The organism is Stappia sp. MMSF_3263 (assembly GCF_030733745.1).
Lineage (GTDB): Bacteria > Pseudomonadota > Alphaproteobacteria > Rhizobiales > Stappiaceae > Stappia.
Map to the genome: position 1 here is coordinate 58,874 of NZ_JASHIK010000006.1, position 18,810 is coordinate 77,683.

Consider the following 18,810-nt stretch of genomic DNA (forward strand, 5'->3'; position numbering starts at 1 on the left):
GGGGAGAAATCCACCGCTGATCCACAGCCGGCGAGCTTTCCGGCAAAGGCAAAAAACACTGTTGCAATCCGCATCGCCTTGGTCCATATACAGCCCACCTCAGGCGCCGGTCCCGACCGGCTGCCACCAGTGGACGCGGGCGTAGCTCAGGGGTAGAGCACAACCTTGCCAAGGTTGGGGTCGTGGGTTCGAATCCCATCGCCCGCTCCAGATCATCTCCTTTCAAAACAAGATATTGCCGGACCCGGCGGGCATACCGCCGGCGGTGCGGTGCGCATGGCGCGGACCTGTATTCCGGCCCCGTCTTCCGGACATCCCCATGTTCGGCGGCTCAGACCGGGCGGCCTGTCTCCATCGACGACAGGGGCGCTTGCGGCGCCCACGCGAGTTGCGGCGAGGGACGCCCGATCAGGTAGCCCTGTGCGATGTCGCAGCCGAACGATTCCAGAACCCGCATCTGCTCCTCGGTCTCGACCCCTTCGGCGACAGCCGTCATGCCCAGGCTGTGCGCCAGGCTGACAATCGTCTGCACGATCGCGGCATCGTCATCGGCAATACCGATGTTTCGAACGAAGGACTGGTCGATCTTCAGCCGTGACACCGGGAAGCGCTTCAGGTGGGTGAGCGACGCGTAGCCCGTGCCGAAATCGTCGAGCGACAGGCTGATACCCATTCGCCGGAGCTGGGTCAGCGTCTCGGCGACCCGCTCGGCCGCCCGGTCGAGCAGCACGTTTTCGGTCACCTCGAACTCGAGCCGGTCGCTCGACAGCCCGTGGCGGTCCAGTGCTTCGGCAACCTGCTGCGGAAACTGCGCGTCCTTCAGCTGCGACGTGGCCAGGTTGATGGCGATATGGCCGGGATCGCGGCCCTCGGCAAGCGAGCGGGCCAGCGCGGAGAACGCGCGTTCCATGATGGCCCGGCCAAGCAGGCCCCCAAGCCCGATATCCTCGGCAATGCCGACGAATTCGACCGGACTGACCGCTTCGCCCCGATGCTGCCAGCGGGCCAGGACCTCGAAACCGACCACGTGCTTGCCGGTGATTTCCAGCAAGGGCTGGAAGGCGACCGCGATTTCATCCGCGGCAATCGCGGCGCGCAACGCATCGCCGATCTCGTGGCGACGCTCCAGCCGTCGGCGCAGCTGCGGATTGAACATGGTCCAGCAGTTGCGCCCGCGCGCCTTGGACTGGTACAGCGCGATATCGGCGTTCTTGACCAGATCGGTCGCCGTCTCGCCATCCGTGGGAAACATCGTGATGCCCATCGAGATGCCGGGACGGATCATCCGGCCCCCGAGATGGACGCGCGCGGTCAGGGCCTTGTGCAGCTTCTGCACCATCCGTTCCACCGACAGTTCGTCGCCAAGGCCGGTCAGCAGCACGGCGAACTCGTCGCCTCCAAGCCTGGCAACGACATCGCTGCGCCGCACCTGTCGCAGCAGGCGGCGCGAGACCGTCGTCAGCAACTTGTCCCCCGCATCGTGACCGAGCGTATCATTGACCGTCTTGAAATGGTCGAGATCGATGATGATGAAAGCGCCGAAGCGATCGGGCACACGCTCGCCAAGAAGCGCCGCATCGAGCTCGCGCAGCATCACCGAGCGATTGGCAAGCTGCGTCAGCCCGTCCGTCTCAGCCGTGCGGCGGATCGCCAGCTCCGCCTGTTTCAAGGCCGTAATGTCGGTTCGGGCACCGACGATGACACCGCTCTGCGACCGCCGCTCGTTGACCTGCAGCCAGCGCCCGTCCGACAGGAACTGGATACTGGGACTGGAAGGCGGATCCCGGTGGATGGCGAGCCGCTCCTGCACCCAGGCTTCCTGCTCCTGCGGCGTTTGCCCGGCACCCGCGTACTGACCGACGGACACACCATGGCGCAGGATGTCCTCGAACCGCGCACCCGCGCAGATGACGCCGGTGGAGCGGGCATAGAAATCCTTGTAGGCACGGTTGAACAGGATCAGCCGGTCGTCGCGGTCGTAGGCGGCGATCGCGTCGGGGATCGTCTCGATGATGTCATGCAGCAGGGCCCTTGCATCCTCCAGTGCCCGGCGCTGCTCCTCGTCCTGCGTCACATCGACGAAACTTGCGATGACCTCGTGGTCCTCGGAAAACGGCGAGGACACGAACTGCGCGTTGACCCGCAGCCAGCGCGTGTTTCCCTCCGGCAGGCGGATGCCGACGATCTCGTTGCGGATCGCCTTGCCGGTGCGCAAGACGATCGAGGAGGGCATCTCCTCCCCGAGCCGCGGACGGCCGTCGGGAAAAATCGTGCCCCAGCGCGGATCGGTCATCGCCTGCCCGATCATCTGCTCCTCGCTCAGGCCGAGCAGCCGGCAGGCTTCCGGATTGGCGCTGACGATGGCTCCGCTCGCGTCATGACGAACGATGCCGGCCGCGACATTCTCCACCAGCGCCCGGGTGCGCGCCTGCGTCTCGATCAGTTCGGTGACATCGCTCTGCACGCTGACAAAGCCTTCGAGCGTGCCGTCCGCCCGGTGGAACGGCCGGATGTCCACATCCAGCCAGTAGCGCCGGCCGTCCCGGGACTGGTTGAGGATCTGGGTGCGGATCGCGCGCCCGGCGCCAACCGCCTCGCGCACCTCTTCGGACGTGCGCGGATCGGTCTCCGGGCATTCCAGGAGATCGCCCGGCCTGCGGCCGGCCACCTCTTGCGGGCTGTAGCCCGTCAGACGCACGAAAGCCGGGTTGACCCATTGCACCCGGCCGTCCCGGTCGCAGACCACGACCGCGTTGTTGGTCGCCTGGATGACAATGTCCGAGCGCCGGAGCTGCTGGGCCAGGCGCTCCCGCCTGGTGATGTCGCGGGTGACCCCCCGGTAGCCGAGGAACAAACCGTCGGGGCCATAGCGCGGGCGACCGTTGACCTCCGCCCACATCGGATCGCCATCGGCGCGGGCCGTGAGAAACACGAAATTGACGATCGGTTGCCGCCGCTCGACGGTGTCCGCATAGCTGCGCCACAACGGATCGACGGCCGGATCCGCCCCGGTAACCTCCCAGCGTGTCCGGCCGAGCCAGTCGCTGAAGTCGACCCCAAGCCGCCCGCCGTCGCCCATCACGCTGGTGAACCGGTGGGCGGCGTCGGTCTCCCACACCCAGTCGGAGGACACCGCGACGAAATCCTGGAGACGCTGATGGATATCGTTGAGCCGGCGGACCGCGTCGCTGCGTTCGGTCTGGTCGACGGAAACGCCGACGCCCCCGACAATCAACCCGTCCAGAACGATCGGCTCGATCGATGTCTCGGACACCACGCGGCCACGCGAGGTCACCATCTCGCGGCTGTAATGGACCCGTTCGCCGGCGATGACCCGCAAATGCATCGCCGTCCAGTCGCGGCCCTCCTCCGGCCCCAGGCCGGCCTCGCTCGGCAGCAGGCCGGTCACGTCGCCATGGGTCTCCCGATCGATCCGGTTCTGGAAGACGTAGCGGCCCGACCTGTCGAAGATCCAGGCAGGCTGAGGAAGACAGTCGAGCGCTGCGATGAGCGTGCGGTTGCTTTCCAGAATGCCGGTCCCGTTCGCGGGAGTGGCGTCCAGCCGATCCATCATCTCGCCCCGTGGGGATACGGTCTCGGCCGCCGGCCACGAACCGGCGAGGCGCAGAGCCGTCTCCAGCTTGATCCTGTCATTCGTACGGCTTCCGAACCCGCCTGGTTCGCACGTTGCCCGCCACCCTTGTCCATCCATCGCCCGGGCTTGCGGCCATGTCCGGCTTCCGGTTCTCCCAGTCTACAACAACCGGATACGCCACTGCAGTCATCGAAAACAGGAAGGCATACTTGGGTGTCCGAAAGGTTACAGGCTTGCATGGATTCGGAAAGCTTCAATACGGTGGAAACGTCCGTGAAATGATATCTCCAGACTGAATTTCCCTCATATCGCCGTAGCGGAAGGTTCGTGGCGGGACGCGATCTTGTCAACATCGCGTCCCGCGAACAGCCATCCGCGCACCCGTCCTAATGAAATTGATTTTTCGCGCCAGTTTGCTATCAAGCGCGGACGACATGCAGGCCGGCCACGACCGGCACCGTCAATGGTCCCGTAGCTCAGCAGGATAGAGCATCAGATTCCTAATCTGAGGGTCACAGGTTCGAATCCTGTCGGGGTCACCAATCTTTTCAATGAGTTACGTACACTGCACCGTTTCAATTGGAAGATTTGAAACGGTTTTTGAAACGGTTTTCGCTAAACGAAAGCTCCGGTCGAGGCATGATCAACCGATTCGACGGTCACATGCTGATCAATGACACGTAGCTTTTGACCTGCTCCCCTGAAAAATCCTCGTTTTGAGGTTAGTCTGTTCCCAATTGAAGGAAACAGACGATGAAGCGATATCTGAATAGCCCCGCGTTTTCTAGACGCCTTCGGAGTTCATTTCCTGCTGCCGTTCAAACTCAACGGGTGACAGCATCCCGTTTCTGAGTGCGGACGGTCAATTGCGATGGTCGACAATGGTGAGAATGTACAATGTCCCAGCAAGCCGCGTTAGATTACCAACTTCCGGAGATATCTGAGGCTGATCGGGCCACAACGGCAGGCGGCCCGCGGTGCGGAATTGTCGGTGAGACAGGCGAGGGTTTCAAGGTCTATGTCGCACAGTGCATGGTACGCTCATCATCGGCCCCCATCATCTATGCGCCAACTGGCCGGAGGATGGTTCCGCCGAGCTCCAGTAATTCGCGCAGGGCATCAAGCAGCCTGAGGCGGTTGTAGGCGGCCAGCTCGTGCGCCGCGCGTTGACGGTAAGGGCGCCCCGCGTTCTTGTCGAGCGAGCAGGTTTGCGCGTGTCTCGGCAAGTTCGTTCAGGACCATGGATCCACCGTCGATCTCGGCAAGGATGGCGAGAAGGCCGGTGCCTGCCGAAGGTTCGAGCACCAGATCGTCCGGCCCGACCGCCGCTGCCGTCAGAACCGCAAGGCCAAGCGGAATAGGCGTCGAGAATTGCTGAAAGGTCTGGCTTTCCTCCGATCCACCCGTTTGCGTTGGCAGGAGATCCGCAATCCTGGTGAGGGTGGAAAGCCGTAAATCCTGAGACCCGGCTTTACGGAAAAGCGCCTTTCCGTATTTGCGCAGGAAGAGAACGGTTGCCCCCTCGCAAGTCTCGTAGGCCATCTTCCAGTCCCAGGCGCCGCTGGCGTCGGAGGCATCGAAGGCGATTTCCATCGCAGAACGGAGCGGGGCGGTGCCGATGCGTTCGCCTCGGTCGATATGCGATGGAAGGAACTGCGCCGCCACGAAGATCGCGGAACGACGGAAACGGAGCGGCAGAAGGCGCCACTGCGGAAGGGAAAGTTATGTTCATTGGGAAGACCTTGGGAGAGCGGGACGGGATCGAGCCGTGCAGTATTCTCTCAACCGCACCGACTCATATCCGTCCGGTCGCACTCTCCCTCTCACGCTCCGGGCGTGACGCATCGCCAACATGGGATCCGAGCCATGCGGCCGACTGTGGCGAGCTTGAAGAGTAATTGTCAAAGCAGGTAGGGCTGAACCCGTTGAACCCAATCGCATACCGGGCGCATCGAAGCATGCCAGATCAGCAGGTGAGATATATTCCCTCCCGGTTGCGATCGCTCATATCAATTCAATAATCATAGACATCTATGTTATTCTCTGCTACTGCGCCTTAAGCGTTCTGAAATCGTGAGGCAAACATGACTATCAAGAATATCTTGCTTGTACATTCAGGCACCTCCGGCTTCCCAAGCAGTCTTCGTCACGCCTCAAAAATCGCCGCCAAGCACAATGCATGGTTAACTGGAGTGTACGGAAGCGATATTTCTTTTTTCGACCAGGTATTGGGACTGACAGAAGATCTGGTCAAGAAACTGGGCGTGGTGAGAAATGCCAAAATTGAATCGTCACGCGAGCTATTCGAAGACGTTACCAATTCGTTAGGCCTGACAGATCGGGCTCAATTCCTCATGCCCGAAACAGTTGGCAATCTCTCGTTGCCTGAAATTGCCCGAAACTTCGACTTTGTCGTAACAGGGTGTCAACCCAAGTTGCCGACAGACGAATTTCGCGCCGTTAGCCCGGATCTGTTGGCGCTGCAGAGCGGCAGGCCTGTTCTTGTTGTTCCCGATCAATTCGAAGCAGAACAGTTGGGCAGTCATACGCTTGTCGCCTGGGATGGCAAGCGAGCCGCCGCCAGAGCATTGAATGACGCAATGAATATCCTTGAAGAAAGGCCCCGAAAGGTCTCATTGCTGACGGTGGGTGACATATTGCCGAGCTTTCCTGAAGGAACGGACATTTTTACCCACTTGGAACGGCACGGCGTTAACGTTGAAAAAATAGCGTGCCCCAAACCTACCAACAGCGTTGCAAAAACGATCCAAAAAACAGCCGCCGAAATTGGCGCTAAATTGGTTGTGATGGGTGCCTATGAGCACAGCAAGTTCTCACAAGATCTGTTTGGCGGCGTGACCCATGAACTGATACGGTCAACCAAGGTACCGGTATTCATGTCGCACTAACCCGATTGATTTCGCAGGCATGTGCCAGATCCGTCTCGCAGTCTGCACCACGATGCCGGTGGGACCAAAGCCCGACAACCCAGACACCATGTATTTGATATCCCGGAAATACGCGACACTTCGGGCTCTTTTGTCCAGTAACCTCATTTAGCATATTAAAACGATGCTCATCCTGCAGCCAGCAGTAGCCGATGTGTCTTATGAGCCAGATGTCAAGCTGCCAACGGCCGAACGCCGGCACTCCCAAGCCCCAGGGCAGAAGGTTTGATCGGCTGGATGGGCTCGGTGTTTCGAAGGCCCATGGAAATCCGGCGCCCGGCTTTACTTGATTTGCCGGTGCGCGGCAGGCTCCAGCTTTGTTCACTCTTATGAATTGGCATACGCTTAGAGCATCGTGCGATAACCCTGCACTATGGCGGTCAGCTGCCTACCGTGGTTTACTTCAACCAAATCGAATCCCGCCGGAAGGGAAAAGTTGCTTAAATCATATCGTAAATTTTCCCGGCCTCGGCCAGTAGCTTATATCTGTACATGTTCGACTTGTGGCATCGGTGTGAAAAGGAGAAGTATTTGGTGCAGAAGATAGCGGGTCGACAGAGAATCGAGTCTGTAGTCGTTGGATCAAGACTTCTGGAAGTTTTAATTCAAAGAAACGATGCTATATCTTTAACAGCATTGTCCAAGGCCGCTGAAATGGTGCCGGCAAAAGCGCATCGCTATCTCGCCAGCTTTGTCGCAACCGGTCTGATCGTCCAGGATGAAAACACGGGACTGTACGATCTTGGCCCTTTGGCGCTCGATCTTGGCCTGGCATCGATCCGACGCCTGAACGTGTTGGAGATCGCCCATCCTCACATGATCGAACTTAGAGACGAAACGGGTGAAACCACCTCTTTGTCCGTATGGGGCAATTTCGGGCCGACTCTCGTACGATGGGTGCCCAGTAACGCACCTGTCAGTATATCTGTAAATGTAGGCTCTGTGCTGCCGCTCCTGACCTCCTCCAACGGTCGAATATTTGCCGCATACTCCGAGCCTGAAAAGATCGAACCCATGATTGAAGCCGAGCTTCGTCAAAACATGGTTTCCCTGGAGAAAGCAGGCCTTGGGACGCGGAAAAAAATTGACGAATTGCTGAAAAAAACGCGCGAGCGAGGCATTTCCGAGGCTGTCGGTTTAGTCGTTCCGTCAATTTCCTCGCTGAGTTGTCCTGTTTTTGATCGGGAAAACTCGATTACCGCTGCCCTGACGGTAGTCGGCGTCACCAAAACGATCTCTACCGAAACCGACAGTTCCGTCGCCGCAAAATTGCGCAAGACCGCTGCTACGGTATCAAAGAAACTTGGCGCCAAGTTAGAGAGCTGATTTTTTAGGCTTGCGCGCCGATAGAACGGCCACATCGGAGCCCGACCTCTTTCCGCAAGGGTCCCTGATCGTAACCTGCCCCTTTAGCCCTGGCAAACGGCCATTCAAGGAGACAGGTCACAGGCCTAGGTTTCCGCGCGGTTCATCGGTGCTGTTCCGCAGCATTCGAAACCACACAGCGTTCTTACCAGATCGACGGACATCCGACCGGACTCGGTTGAACGTCCGTCGATCCTAATATGTAAGAGCATCTTGTCTGCGTTCCTTCGAACGCAGGATACGCTTGTTCTTTTACGCGTTTTGCTTCCACTCGGACATGACCGGATCCAGGTTAAACAACTTTTGCGCGTTTCCACCCAGAATATTGCGTTTTGCCGCCTCATCCAGAAAGGGAATGTCATAGATGGTGCTGGGCAAATCCATATCCCAATGCGGATAGTCAGAGGAATACAGCAATTGTGTTTCCGCATTCATCATCTTGAATGTGACCTCGAGGGCCTCTTTGTTGTCCACGAGTTCGATGGGTTGTGAGGAATAGAACATCTCACGCATGTAATCGCTTGGCTTCTTCTTGAGGAGCGGCGCATCCGATGTGCGCATCATGTATTCATTGTCCAATCTCTGCATAAGGAAAGGAATCCATGCAAGCCCGCTCTCAATCCACATGGTGTTCAGCTTAGGAAAGCGCTCAGGCATACCATTCAACACCCAGTTCGTCATGTGAATAATATTACAAAAACTGAACCCAAGAGCATGAACCGAGATGAACTTGTTGAGCTGAGCGAGAGATGTATCCGCCCAATGATAGGCCGCATGAAAACCGAGCGGCATACCGTGCTCTTCCAGCTTGGCATAGATACGCATATTCGCGTTGTCATGCACCGGGCGTTTCAAATAACCGGTTGACAGAAATCCTACGACTCCTTTCCGCTCGGCGAACTCGTCAATGATCTTTTCAGCTTCATGCGGTTCGTTCATTGGAAGGTAGACCATCGAGACGATGCGTTTATCTTCCTCCAGGATACGCTCACAAAGCCAGCGGTTATAGGCGCGGGCCATCGCAACCTCGACTTCGACCTGCGGGTGGGTCGCAAGCAGCAACATCGGTGTTGGAAACAGGCAGGCCATATCGACCCCCATCGCATCCATCCAACGTCGCGCGAGGGTAATGTCGCGATGCGGCTTCTCGGGAACAATTTCCTTGTTACGCCCGGCATAGCGTGTCACGCGCCCCGCCATGTCCTGAGAGCCGATCGCTTGCGGGATCAGGCCTGCACGCCCCACATTTCCCGCGGACAGACCAAGGTGCCGCATGACAGGGTCGTCCATGTACTGCAGGATCTCGGGAAGAGCTTCCGTTTCATAGTGGTGGCTATCCACGTCACAAATGAAAAAATCTTTGTAATTCCGGTCCTCTGCTTGCTTTCTCGCATTTTTCAAAAGTTTGGTTGTATTGAACTCCTTGATCGCGGGGTCGCTATCCGAACCGAAGCTCATGGTATTCGATGTAAGAGACATATTATCTCACTCCCATAAAATTTATTGTTTCAGCGTCTGCCACATACCCAGCTCGAATACCGCCACATCGGCAGCCTCGAGAATTCCTGTCGCGGCAACCGCAACATCCGTCGCCGAAACGTCGTTGTTTTCCGGGAACGCAGAGAATTCCTTGTCATTTTCCCGCATTTTCGCAAACGCGGTCACGATTTCCGCAAATAGCGCCTGCAACTGCGCGGAGCTCAGTTGACTGGTTTCAAGCGCGCGAAGCGCGCCCAGGACTTCGTTGACCGATACGTTCAGCGCCGGGGTTTCCGGTGTTACTTTTTCAAATCTCGACATAGATACCTCCATCCCGTTCGGTCACTTTGTAGCGCTTAAGGCGAATTTTCGGATCGCCTACCGCTTCCCCTGTTTCCATTTTGAACTCCCAGCCGTGCCAGGGGCATACGAAGTGCATCTCGCTATCGTCGAAGTTCTGCCTGAGAGCGCGTTGCTGGTCGTCAAACTCGACACATACCTTGGGCATTTTGAGCCCTTCGCAGACGGGGCCACCCTGATGCGGGCACACGTTTTTATATGCGACGACATTTCCTTTGTGGCGGATAACGCCGATCTCGACACCTTCGATCTCGCAGATCTTGGCGGTCGTGTCGTTGAGGTCCGACGATGCACACAACAGTTTTTCCGGCATTAAGAGCTCCTCCGTTTATTGCCAGGCTGCCTCACCAAAAATAGTAAGATTGTCTTACTATAAGACGCATGCTACCATTGTCAATAATATAAGAACTCTAAGTTAAGGCTCCGCGACATCGACCAGGTTCAGTCCCCCTCCCGCAAACGCGGCCTCGGAGCATCGCTTCGTTTGGCCTATCATCTCTATGGCAAGCTGTTGCAGAAGCAGCTGATCGATTCGAAACTGAGCATGGCGCAGTACATTCATCTCAGAGTTCTGCGGGAAGAAACTTGCCTTACCCAATCCGAGCTTTCTGCGATCCTGGGCATCGAAAAGGCTTCTTCGACGCGCGTTCTGGATGAACTTGACAAGAGAGATCTCTTGCTGCGCGAACGAAGTGCGAAAGATAGACGTGTCGTTGTCGTTCGCCTTTCGGATCAAGGCCGGGAGAAAATCGACCAGGTCATGAAATCCGCAAGGGTTGCGGCCGATCACGCATCGAAGGGCTTCGAAGAAGAGGAGCTTGCCCAGCTTTTCAAAGCAATGGACAAACTGATCGACAACCTCTCCTCGTGATTGTCGTTGCCCCGATCCACAGGCAATTCAGGAACGCAAAATATATTACGGGGCGACAGCCAATATTATCACGCCGGCTCCGGCCAGTATCGAAGCAAAGTAGAATCTGGAACCCGGCCGGTTCTCGGTTTTGAAAACGTGACCGGCCAGCCAGGCTGCGAAGAACATCTCGACCGAAGAAATTATCGCGACCACCGTTACATTGGTGAACATCAACGAAAAGAACAATGCCACCTGACCCAGTGTCATCGAGCTGCCCGCAAGCAATTGCCAGCCGGTTGGCTTATGTATGCGCAACATGAATGTGGACCAATTGCGGAAACGAAAGCCCGCGGAGGCGCCAAAGCAAACCAATCCGGTCACCGCTCCGATAAAAACGCCTGCAAGCGGGTCCGGAAGCGTCTGCATTGCCAGTTTTCGAGCGACGAATGATCCTCCGTAACCTGCTGCAGAGCTAAACGCCATTACACGCCCTTCGGTTTTTTCCTTGGTCGTGCGCTCTGGTACGGACCTGACGGCAGTCGGTCTTGAAGAAGTGTTCGCCATCATGATCAGAACGCCTCCTGTGACAAGGAGAAAGGCAATCACGATTGTCGATGTGATGATTTCGCCGAGCAGCAGAAACGCAAAGATCGCAGCGAACACAGGGATCAGTCTCCGAATGAACCCTGTCTCAACCGCCCCGGCCAGCTCAACCGACCGGAAAAGAGTTAGCCGGCCCAGCACATTTCCCAGCAAGCCGGCAAGAACAAAATAGCCAACCCCGATGAGCGCCGCTTCTCCATAGGCTGGAAACGGCGACCCTATCGCCAGCCAAAGCAGGCCTGAAACCAGGGCCGTCATCAGAACCGACAGAAACACGTCGTTTCCCCGGCCCTGAACGGACTGTGAGCTCTTGGCGATGGCAACGGAACTTAGCGCATAACAAAACGCCCCGAACGCGGCCAGCAAGCCGCCGAAACCAGCCGTCATCGGCTATAGTCGGACCGGGTTTCGGAGTTACCTGGCATTTGTGACAAGTTGCTCCATGAAACGCTCGGACGACATGATCTCACGCAACGGCAGGTTCTCCTGAGCTTCCATGAGATCCGATGAAAACGTCAAACCCCGTCCATCCCAGAACCACCAGTAGATGATTTCACCCTTCTTTCCTCGAATGGGCATTCTAAAGATCGGAAATTTACGTTCGCTATGCGGGATTTCGGCATTGCCCACGCGAGAATGTTTCAATTCAAGCTTCTTCAGAACCGCCGACAATGGAACCATCGCCAAGGGTGCATTTTCGGCTGTCAGAACGGCGACATTCTCGGGCCGGCTCTCGTACGGACCCTTGAGAAACTTGACCACCGGAGGATAGCTTGGATGGATGTGCGTTAGCTGAATGTAGGCCAAACCATTGGGCGTTTCGACCTCAACGATATCTCCAGGCAAATACTCTTCCATTTTGAAACTCCCGCTAAAGGCTGTAAGCTTCCAACGTCGAAGGATGAAACAGCTCCTCGATCTCGACCCGGCGTGGCGAAAGCCCTTGGCTTGCGTGATAATCGAGAAACCGGTTCAGGACATGGGAGTTCTCGGCAACGCCGTAACTCCAGGGATCGTTCCCCATCAGGGTGTGAACGCGGTTCAGGTTATCCTCGACGAACGGCATCGTAACTTTGGTCGCGGAGGTGTCCGAAAGCGCGTCTTCCGCCAGCCGCTTTGACTGGGTGAAAGCCTTGAGCAAGGCAGCCGGCAGGAATGGATATTCCTCCGCCAAGCTTCGCCGTACTCCCAGAACATGCATGATCGGGAAGATCCGAGTACGTTGGAAATAGGCTTCAGCCGCGGAGATACTGTCGGAAAACAAGCGCCCGACATGTGGATGACCTTCGGAGAAGCAACGAGGCCATCGCGGCCCGACGAAACCGTCGATCTCGCCCGCCGCGAGCATGCCGTTCAAGGTGCTGCCCTCCGGCGCCTCCTCCATCACGATATCGTCCGGCAACTGAACCTTGATCTTCTCAGGCCGGCCGGGCGTGTCCATCCCGCCTCGCACCCAGATGATATCGGACGGCTTCACGCCGTGTTCTTCTTCGAGAATACCACGCACCCACACATTGGCGGAAAGCTGGTATTCGGCAATGCCAATGCGCTTCCCCTTCAGGTCACCGGGCTTTTCTATACCCTTGTCCGTCCGGATATAAACCGACGTATGCCGGAAGGCACGGCTCAGGAAAACAGGGATCGCAACATAATGCGGATCGCCCCTGGCAACGGAGATCGAATAGGACGACAGCGAAAGCTCGCTGATATCGAACGCATGATGCCGGAAGGCCCGGAAGAACATCTCCTCCGGCGACAACAGCATCGGAATGGGGTCGACCCCGTCGATCTGCACTCGGCCATCCACGATCGCACGCGTCCGGTCATAGTTTCCCATTGCAAGAGAAAGTTTCAGATTGCTCATCCTGTCGGCTTTCGATGTTTTGTGTTGCGTTGATGCTGAAGTTCGACCGGCTGGCCGGATCTGGCGGAGCGCAGGATTGCATGGCAAACCTCGAGGCTCGCCAATCCCCACTCCCCGCTCTGGACGGGGGGGACATCCTCTCGAACGGCCGCGACCAGCGCATCAATGACCGTTCTGCGCGGCGCAGGACCGAATTGCGCCTCAATGAAGCTACGCCTGGTATCGCCAAAGACCTCGATACCGTCCGGCATCAGCTTAAGATCCGCTCGATCGCAAAGGGCGATCACCGGACCGAAATGTTCGTTGTGTTTGGCTTGAATCGTCGTTCCATTGCCAAAAGTTCGGGTCGTCTTAAGGCGAACCTCGTCTTCCGGCGTAAGGTCCATCAGGGCTCGGCGCGCCCCTCCATATGATCCGGGGGTCTTGGGTTGCCCCAACTCACCGACATTATTCATCCAGATATCGCTGTCGAAATGGGCATAACCTGAATAGGTCAAATTGGCGATGCAGCCTGTCTCGAAGGTCATGAGCGCGCTGAACGCGCCTTCGGTCGGTCGCTTGGAATCCCAAGCTCCAGTCATTGCATAGATCTTTTCGGCTATCCCGCCAGCCAGTCTCCGGACCACATCGATCTGGTGGATTGCCTGACTGAAGAGAACGCCTCCCCCCTCGTCCGTGCGCAGTTCTTCAGGTCGTCGCGGCCGATAGAGAAAATCGGTATAGTTCAGCGCCTGGATCATACGCAGTCGACCAAATTCGCCGCTTTCGATCAGCCGCGCGGCAAGCTCAACAGGAGGGTCGAAACTGTGACTGGGACCAACGATCAAATGCACACCTGCCTGGCGAGTGGCAGTTATCATCTTTTCGGCATCTGCCATGGAGATCGCCAACGGCTTTTCGACAAGAACATGCTTACCGGCACTCGCCGCCGCCAAGACATGGTCCACATGCATCTGATGAGGGGTGGCGATGTAAATCGCTTCGACAGACGGATCGGCGCATAGCTCTTCAACGGTCTCATAGCTCTTGCCGCCATATTCTGTTTCGAAGGCGGCACGGCTTTGCTCTCTGGGCGCGGCGGCGGCGATGAGCTTTACACGGGGATCGACATCGAACGTCGGCACCATGAGCATGAACGCACGCCCAAGGCCGGCGACGCCGAGGCGAACCGGATCACAGGTCAAGAACCAGCCTCCCCGATTTCGCCCGCGACACACAGATCATGATGTAATCGTCTTTTTCCTCGTCCATCAAAACCATGTCGCGATGGTCGGCTTCCCCCGCCAGGAGACGGGTCTTGCACGTTCCGCATGTTCCGCTTTCACATGAACTGCTCGTCGCATAGCCGGCATCCCGAAGCGCTTCCAAGATTGAGCGATCTTCAGGAACGGTGACTGTTTCCCCGCTCTTTTTCAGTTCCACCTCGAAGGCGACGTCGTCCTGACGCACCACATCGACCGGTTTGAAGTCCTCAAAATGGATCCGCCCCTCCGGCCAATGGCCGGAAACCGCCTTGATCTCGTCCATCAAAGGCTTTGGACCACAGCAAAAGACATGTGTCGCTCTTGGCGTGATCAGATCGTCCCAGAAATCATAAACCGCGTCAGGATCACCGTTGTCGTGATGAACTATGATCCTGCCCTCGAAGGCTTCGTTGAGCTCCGCAAGATAGGCAGCCTCCTCAGCGCTTCGACTGACGTATATGATGCGTAGCGCCTTGCCTTTTTTGTCGAGATAGCGCGCCATGGAATAAATCGGCGTAATACCGATGCCGCCTGCTATCAGCAGATACTTCTGAACATCCGTCAGCGGGAAATCGTTCTCCGGCGCTTCAATATTCAGCTCGGAACCAACATGCGCATCGTCATGCATCGATGCGGACCCGCCTCGAGATTGAGGCTCACGTTTGATGGCAACGACGTATTCAGTCGGCTCGAAACCGTCGTTCACGAGCGAGTAACGGCGCATGGCACCTGACGGCGTTTCGACTGTGATATGCGCGCCGGGATCGAAACTGGGAAGCTTACAGTCGCCGACCGGAACCAGCGTGAATTCCACGATGCTCGGTGTCAAAACGCGTCTGCTTGCAACGCGCATTCTCATTTGCTGCATGAATTCCTCCCAGTCGGATCGCAATAGAACTTATTAGATAGCTAAGTTGGTGAAGTCAACCGCTTGGCGATCTGCTGAAACGTTACGTGTTTTCCGTGGCCTAACGAGTTATCTAGGTATTCCGTCCAGGCAGTGCCGCGGCGTTTCTTCTACCCGCGATATGATGCTGTCCGAGCTGTTGAACCGATTTGCAACCAATGAAAATCAGTGTTCTGCGCACTTCGTCCTCCAGTATCGACAGGGCTTGCGCCGCCCCATCGCGGCCACCGGCCGCCAGGCCGTATAATGTCGCCCGGCCGAGAAGTACGCCGTGTGCCCCCAAAGCAAGCGCCTTTACGATATCGCTGCCCCGCCGAATGCCGCCGTCCAGCAGAACGGTTGCATCGCGGTCTAGCTGTCCGGCAATGTCCTCAATGACTTCGATGGTCGCGGGCGCACCATCGAGTTGGCGGCCCCCGTGATTTGACACGATGACCCCGTCAGCGCCCTCCTTGCGGGCGCGTAACGCGTCCTCTCCGCACATTATGCCTTTGATCAGCAGCGGTCCGTTCCATTGTTTGCGAATACGGCGGACATCGTCCCAGGAAAAATGAGGATTCCGTTGGGAACGGGTGAAATCCGCCAGCGCTGCGTCGCTTACCCCCTCCCCCAGGAACGCCACAAGATTCTGTAATCGTGGCCTGTTTCTGCCAAGCCAAACCGAACCCAGCCATCTAGGATGCATCAGCCCGTCCAGGATTATGGGAGCGCTCATTTTGATTTCATGTGAGAAACCGTGCCGTAAATCACGCTCGCGTTTCCCCCCAACCAAAGAGTCGACCGTGACGATCAGCGCCGCATAGCCGGCTTTGGCGGCACGCTCTATGAGCGCCTCGGAAAACCCCGGTTTTCCCCACGGATAAAGCTGGAACCAAAGAGGACTATCCGTTTGTTGCGCAATCGCTTCCATTGATGTGTTGGACGCCGTGGAAACCGCGAAACCGACACCCGCGCCTTGGGCGGCACTTGCCAGATGCAAATCCCCTTTCGGCCAATAGATCCCGTTCAAACCCGTCGGGCCAATAATGAAAGGTGCAGAGAATTTCTGGCCAAATAGATTGACCGAGAGATCGACCATGCCACCGTTAAGAATTCTGGGTCTTAACTGAATATCCTCATATGCCTGCCTGTTTCTCTGCAGAGTAACTTCGTCTTCAGCCCCGCCATCAAGAAAATCGAACACGACCCGAGGCAAGCGAATGCGGGCCAATCGGCGCAAGTCGTCAATGTTGATGGGTTGGCTCATCTTACTTGCCGATTTGCTTCGCCACAGCCCGCGACACCCCGAGATCACACCCTTGCGGCGACGACACATCGCCCCCCCTCCGCTCACGAAAGATCCGCCCAAGACCACATGCGGCCTCAGGCGGATCCGGGAGGAAGTTTCAGCGGAACCTATTCTGCAGCGACAGTTTTTCCCGAAGTGTTGAGAAGTGTTCGCCAGTCGGTTTCTTTCGGGTAGACCCCCTCGTGGGAGTTGATCAAAACCTGCGGGATCTCGGAATCCGTTCCGATTGCCTGGCCACCTTCGGCTACTTTTTTAGCCGCATCCGCCATCAGGCGGCGGAATTCGACAATGGCCAGGTCCGACGCACCGAGGACATCGGTGTGGCGCTGGACGCGCGCGCCCATCGACACCCACATCGCAATATCCTGGTTGGGAATGCCCTTGATACCAGTAAAATTGCCTTCCTTCATCGCATCACGATCCTGAAGGAAATCGTTGTCCAAGGTGCGCAGGCAACGCCATTTGTCATCGACATCCACACCCGGCACCGCATGCGTGAACCGGCGCCACTCTTCCGTTGTCGGGACGTTCGGCCCATCCCAAGCAATGAAGTGGAAAGCGGTTTCCTCATCATTGATTGGCACGATCACCGCGGCCACCCTGTAATTGTTGTTGGGCGGTATCAGCGAGTAGTAGGGCGCAACGAATTCGGTAACCCGAATGTAATTGTGCGTAGCCGCGTTCTTGATGGGAGTACGGATCGCGGCATAGTGAAACCCATAACTTGTCGTTTCCGTTTGCATGCGAGGCGATTTGTCGGTCGAGGGCCGATACCATGACTTTTCGTCCGCCGCCGCGCCTTCGACTTTGGCTGGAACCATGTCAGATGAATGCAGCGAAGACGAGTGCGCGCTGTCGATCTGGCCTTCGTGGATCTGCGCCCAATTCGCGGGGATTCGGATCTTTAGGATTGCGATCGGAGAATCCGCGCGCGGCGCAAATGCCGGCGGTTGGAACTCCGGCATTTCGTCTTTGTCGCCAAGCCAAGCCCAGACGAAACCGCCCCACTCGCGAACGGGGTAGGAACGGTGCTTCACCTTGTCCATCAGAGGACTGCCTTCCGGCTCCGACGACATAGCGACAACGTTGCCGTCAACGTCCATTTTCCAGCCATGATAGAGGCAGCGAAGCCCGCATTCCTCATTTCGGCCAAAGACCAGCGAAGCCTTGCGGTGCGGGCAAAGCTCATCCAACAGGCCCAGGCGCCCCTTTGAATCGCGAAATGCCACATAGCTTTCGCCGAGAACTTCAACGCGAAGCGGCTTGCCGTCCGGCTCTTCCACCTCTTCGATCAGGCAAACAGGAGTCCAATGCTGACGCATCAGCCGCGCCATCGGGGCGTCGCCGGTCACACGGGTCAGCAGTTCATTCTCTTCGGGTGTAAGCATTTGATCTCCCTCCTCCACGGACCGCCACGTCAAAAAACACCATCGGGCGGCTTATGGCTTCTCCAGTATTCTTAGCTTTCTAAGTTTAAGCTGTCAACTGGAGGGCAGAATTTTTTCGCCTGCTATTGCAGGATCCCGAAACCCTGACTTCGGAGTGTCCCGCTGCCGTGAAATCCGGCCTCCCCTCGTCCAACGCGAAGGCCGCACAACGGCTGTTGTTGGAGATGAAAACTCTATGAATTCAGAGCATCGTGCGATGCTTTTATGGGAGGTTCCGGCAACTGACCTAAGCGTGAAAGGTTCATGGCCGATGCACGATCTATTTGCGCCTTTTGAGAAAAATCTTGCTAGAGTTCCAACCACGAATGCATTTTTCTCATGAGAAACGGCATTACGTAACGCGTATTCAAACCTGTCAGAACGAATGCCACCAAAAACAAAGAAATCGGTGCAGATACGTTTTCGGTTAGCGGCTTTAACGCGTGGTATATTATGATCAGCAACGGATAGACACCCAGCATACTGACCACCCAGCGTTTCCAAAAAAGCGGTTGCTTTTGCACATCCTCAATCGGCTCGCTGACGACAGCGTCGCAGCGAATCTTTGCGGAAGAATTGCTCAGTTGGTGTCGGAGTTCTCGACCGATGTAGCCGGGCAAATCCCGACCATCTGATTTGAGCTGGGCGACGTCGAATCTCAAGGAAAATAAAACTTCGCCACCATGGGCGCTTCGCATTTGCCCGCTGCTTTCCGCGTTCCTGTCCGCAGAAACGATATCGACGGTTAAATCATGAATAGCTTGCGTTACGCGCGCCAGATCTTCCGGCAGAGCTGTAATTGTAAGTATCAAGCCCGACCCGTTGCCTACCGGTGCCGGTTGACCTGCCTGAATTTTTGACATGTGTAGACTACCCG

Annotated in this window: 15 protein-coding genes, 2 tRNA genes and 1 pseudogene; 5 read left to right on the forward strand and 13 right to left on the reverse strand. The window is 56.9% G+C overall.

The window, feature by feature from the left end:
* Positions 1-135 precede the first annotated feature (135 nt).
* Positions 136-210, forward strand: a tRNA-Gly gene (locus RBB46_RS08865).
* 121 nt (positions 211-331) lie between these two features.
* Here the strand turns inward: RBB46_RS08865 and RBB46_RS08870 are convergent.
* The gene (locus RBB46_RS08870; protein ID WP_306028628.1) at positions 332-3,571 is read right to left on the reverse strand and encodes an EAL domain-containing protein; all 3,240 of its coding nucleotides are present in this window, start codon (positions 3,569-3,571) and stop codon (positions 332-334) included.
* Between the two features lie 489 nt (positions 3,572-4,060).
* Between RBB46_RS08870 and RBB46_RS08875 the strand changes: the two genes are divergently transcribed.
* Positions 4,061-4,137, forward strand: a tRNA-Arg gene (locus tag RBB46_RS08875).
* Positions 4,138-4,792: 655 nt separating this feature from the next.
* Here RBB46_RS08875 and RBB46_RS08880 read toward each other — a convergent pair.
* Positions 4,793-5,327, reverse strand: a pseudogene (locus tag RBB46_RS08880) (methylase); the annotation flags it as partial.
* 352 nt (positions 5,328-5,679) lie between these two features.
* Between RBB46_RS08880 and RBB46_RS08885 the strand changes: the two are divergent.
* Entirely contained in the window at positions 5,680-6,504 is an 825-nt protein-coding gene (locus RBB46_RS08885; protein ID WP_306028629.1) for a universal stress protein, read from the forward strand.
* A gap of 573 nt (positions 6,505-7,077) precedes the next feature.
* Positions 7,078-7,869: an IclR family transcriptional regulator gene (locus RBB46_RS08890; RefSeq protein ID WP_306028752.1), complete on the forward strand. Its 792-nt coding sequence runs from the start codon at positions 7,078-7,080 to the stop codon at positions 7,867-7,869.
* 291 nt (positions 7,870-8,160) lie between these two features.
* Here RBB46_RS08890 and RBB46_RS08895 read toward each other — a convergent pair whose 3' ends face one another.
* The 3 genes from RBB46_RS08895 to RBB46_RS08905 are packed head-to-tail and all read right to left on the reverse strand — an operon-like array spanning position 8,161 to position 10,060.
* Positions 8,161-9,366: an amidohydrolase family protein gene (locus RBB46_RS08895; protein WP_306028630.1), complete on the reverse strand. Its 1,206-nt coding sequence runs from the start codon at positions 9,364-9,366 to the stop codon at positions 8,161-8,163.
* Positions 9,367-9,408: 42 nt separating this feature from the next.
* Positions 9,409-9,708 carry a hypothetical protein gene (locus RBB46_RS08900; RefSeq protein WP_152505216.1) on the reverse strand — a complete coding sequence of 100 codons (300 nt, stop codon included), beginning with the start codon at positions 9,706-9,708 and terminating at the stop codon, positions 9,409-9,411.
* Entirely contained in the window at positions 9,695-10,060 is a 366-nt protein-coding gene (locus RBB46_RS08905; RefSeq protein WP_152505215.1) for a Rieske (2Fe-2S) protein, read from the reverse strand. The genes RBB46_RS08900 and RBB46_RS08905 overlap by 14 nt, the downstream gene beginning before the upstream one ends.
* Positions 10,061-10,231: 171 nt before the next feature.
* Here RBB46_RS08905 and RBB46_RS08910 point away from each other — a divergent pair, with 171 nt between their 5' ends.
* A complete protein-coding gene (locus tag RBB46_RS08910) occupies positions 10,232-10,618 on the forward strand; it encodes a MarR family winged helix-turn-helix transcriptional regulator (protein ID WP_209009887.1) in 387 nt (128 codons plus the stop codon).
* 45 nt (positions 10,619-10,663) lie between these two features.
* Here RBB46_RS08910 and RBB46_RS08915 read toward each other — a convergent pair whose 3' ends face one another.
* The 8 genes from RBB46_RS08915 to RBB46_RS08950 form a co-directional block, all read right to left on the reverse strand.
* Positions 10,664-11,590 carry a DMT family transporter gene (locus RBB46_RS08915; protein WP_306028631.1) on the reverse strand — a complete coding sequence of 309 codons (927 nt, stop codon included), beginning with the start codon at positions 11,588-11,590 and terminating at the stop codon, positions 10,664-10,666.
* Between the two features lie 27 nt (positions 11,591-11,617).
* A complete protein-coding gene (locus RBB46_RS08920; RefSeq protein WP_152505213.1) occupies positions 11,618-12,061 on the reverse strand; it encodes a hypothetical protein in 444 nt (147 codons plus the stop codon).
* A 13-nt stretch (positions 12,062-12,074) separates the two neighbouring features.
* The gene (locus RBB46_RS08925) at positions 12,075-13,067 is read right to left on the reverse strand and encodes an ABC transporter substrate-binding protein (RefSeq protein ID WP_173013797.1); all 993 of its coding nucleotides are present in this window, start codon (positions 13,065-13,067) and stop codon (positions 12,075-12,077) included.
* On the reverse strand, positions 13,064-14,251 hold the full coding sequence (locus RBB46_RS08930; protein WP_306028632.1) for a Gfo/Idh/MocA family protein: 1,188 nt from the start codon (positions 14,249-14,251) through the stop codon (positions 13,064-13,066). Before RBB46_RS08930 ends, RBB46_RS08925 begins: the two co-directional genes overlap by 4 nt.
* Positions 14,241-15,179 carry a PDR/VanB family oxidoreductase gene (locus RBB46_RS08935; RefSeq protein WP_306028633.1) on the reverse strand — a complete coding sequence of 313 codons (939 nt, stop codon included), beginning with the start codon at positions 15,177-15,179 and terminating at the stop codon, positions 14,241-14,243. The genes RBB46_RS08930 and RBB46_RS08935 overlap by 11 nt, the downstream gene beginning before the upstream one ends.
* Before the next feature lie 112 nt (positions 15,180-15,291).
* Positions 15,292-16,464: an alpha-hydroxy acid oxidase gene (locus tag RBB46_RS08940; RefSeq protein ID WP_306028634.1), complete on the reverse strand. Its 1,173-nt coding sequence runs from the start codon at positions 16,462-16,464 to the stop codon at positions 15,292-15,294.
* Positions 16,465-16,613: 149 nt separating this feature from the next.
* Positions 16,614-17,894: a Rieske 2Fe-2S domain-containing protein gene (locus RBB46_RS08945; protein ID WP_306028635.1), complete on the reverse strand. Its 1,281-nt coding sequence runs from the start codon at positions 17,892-17,894 to the stop codon at positions 16,614-16,616.
* A 347-nt stretch (positions 17,895-18,241) separates the two neighbouring features.
* Positions 18,242-18,796: a hypothetical protein gene (locus RBB46_RS08950; RefSeq protein WP_306028636.1), complete on the reverse strand. Its 555-nt coding sequence runs from the start codon at positions 18,794-18,796 to the stop codon at positions 18,242-18,244.
* Positions 18,797-18,810 lie beyond the last annotated feature (14 nt).

What these genes read in the sequence shown, in the direction of transcription:
- RBB46_RS08870 (WP_306028628.1), bottom strand. Translation starts at nt 3,571, where the DNA reads ATGGATCGGCTGGACGCCACTCCCGCGAACGGGACCGGCATTCTGGAA.
- RBB46_RS08885 (WP_306028629.1), top strand. Translation starts at nt 5,680, where the DNA reads ATGACTATCAAGAATATCTTGCTTGTACATTCAGGCACCTCCGGCTTC.
- RBB46_RS08895 (WP_306028630.1), bottom strand. Translation starts at nt 9,366, where the DNA reads ATGAGCTTCGGTTCGGATAGCGACCCCGCGATCAAGGAGTTCAATACA.
- RBB46_RS08900 (WP_152505216.1), bottom strand. Translation starts at nt 9,708, where the DNA reads ATGTCGAGATTTGAAAAAGTAACACCGGAAACCCCGGCGCTGAACGTA.
- RBB46_RS08905 (WP_152505215.1), bottom strand. Translation starts at nt 10,060, where the DNA reads ATGCCGGAAAAACTGTTGTGTGCATCGTCGGACCTCAACGACACGACC.
- RBB46_RS08915 (WP_306028631.1), bottom strand. Translation starts at nt 11,590, where the DNA reads ATGACGGCTGGTTTCGGCGGCTTGCTGGCCGCGTTCGGGGCGTTTTGT.
- RBB46_RS08920 (WP_152505213.1), bottom strand. Translation starts at nt 12,061, where the DNA reads ATGGAAGAGTATTTGCCTGGAGATATCGTTGAGGTCGAAACGCCCAAT.
- RBB46_RS08925 (WP_173013797.1), bottom strand. Translation starts at nt 13,067, where the DNA reads ATGAGCAATCTGAAACTTTCTCTTGCAATGGGAAACTATGACCGGACG.
- RBB46_RS08935 (WP_306028633.1), bottom strand. Translation starts at nt 15,179, where the DNA reads ATGCAGCAAATGAGAATGCGCGTTGCAAGCAGACGCGTTTTGACACCG.
- RBB46_RS08940 (WP_306028634.1), bottom strand. Translation starts at nt 16,464, where the DNA reads ATGAGCCAACCCATCAACATTGACGACTTGCGCCGATTGGCCCGCATT.
- RBB46_RS08945 (WP_306028635.1), bottom strand. Translation starts at nt 17,894, where the DNA reads ATGCTTACACCCGAAGAGAATGAACTGCTGACCCGTGTGACCGGCGAC.
- RBB46_RS08950 (WP_306028636.1), bottom strand. Translation starts at nt 18,796, where the DNA reads ATGTCAAAAATTCAGGCAGGTCAACCGGCACCGGTAGGCAACGGGTCG.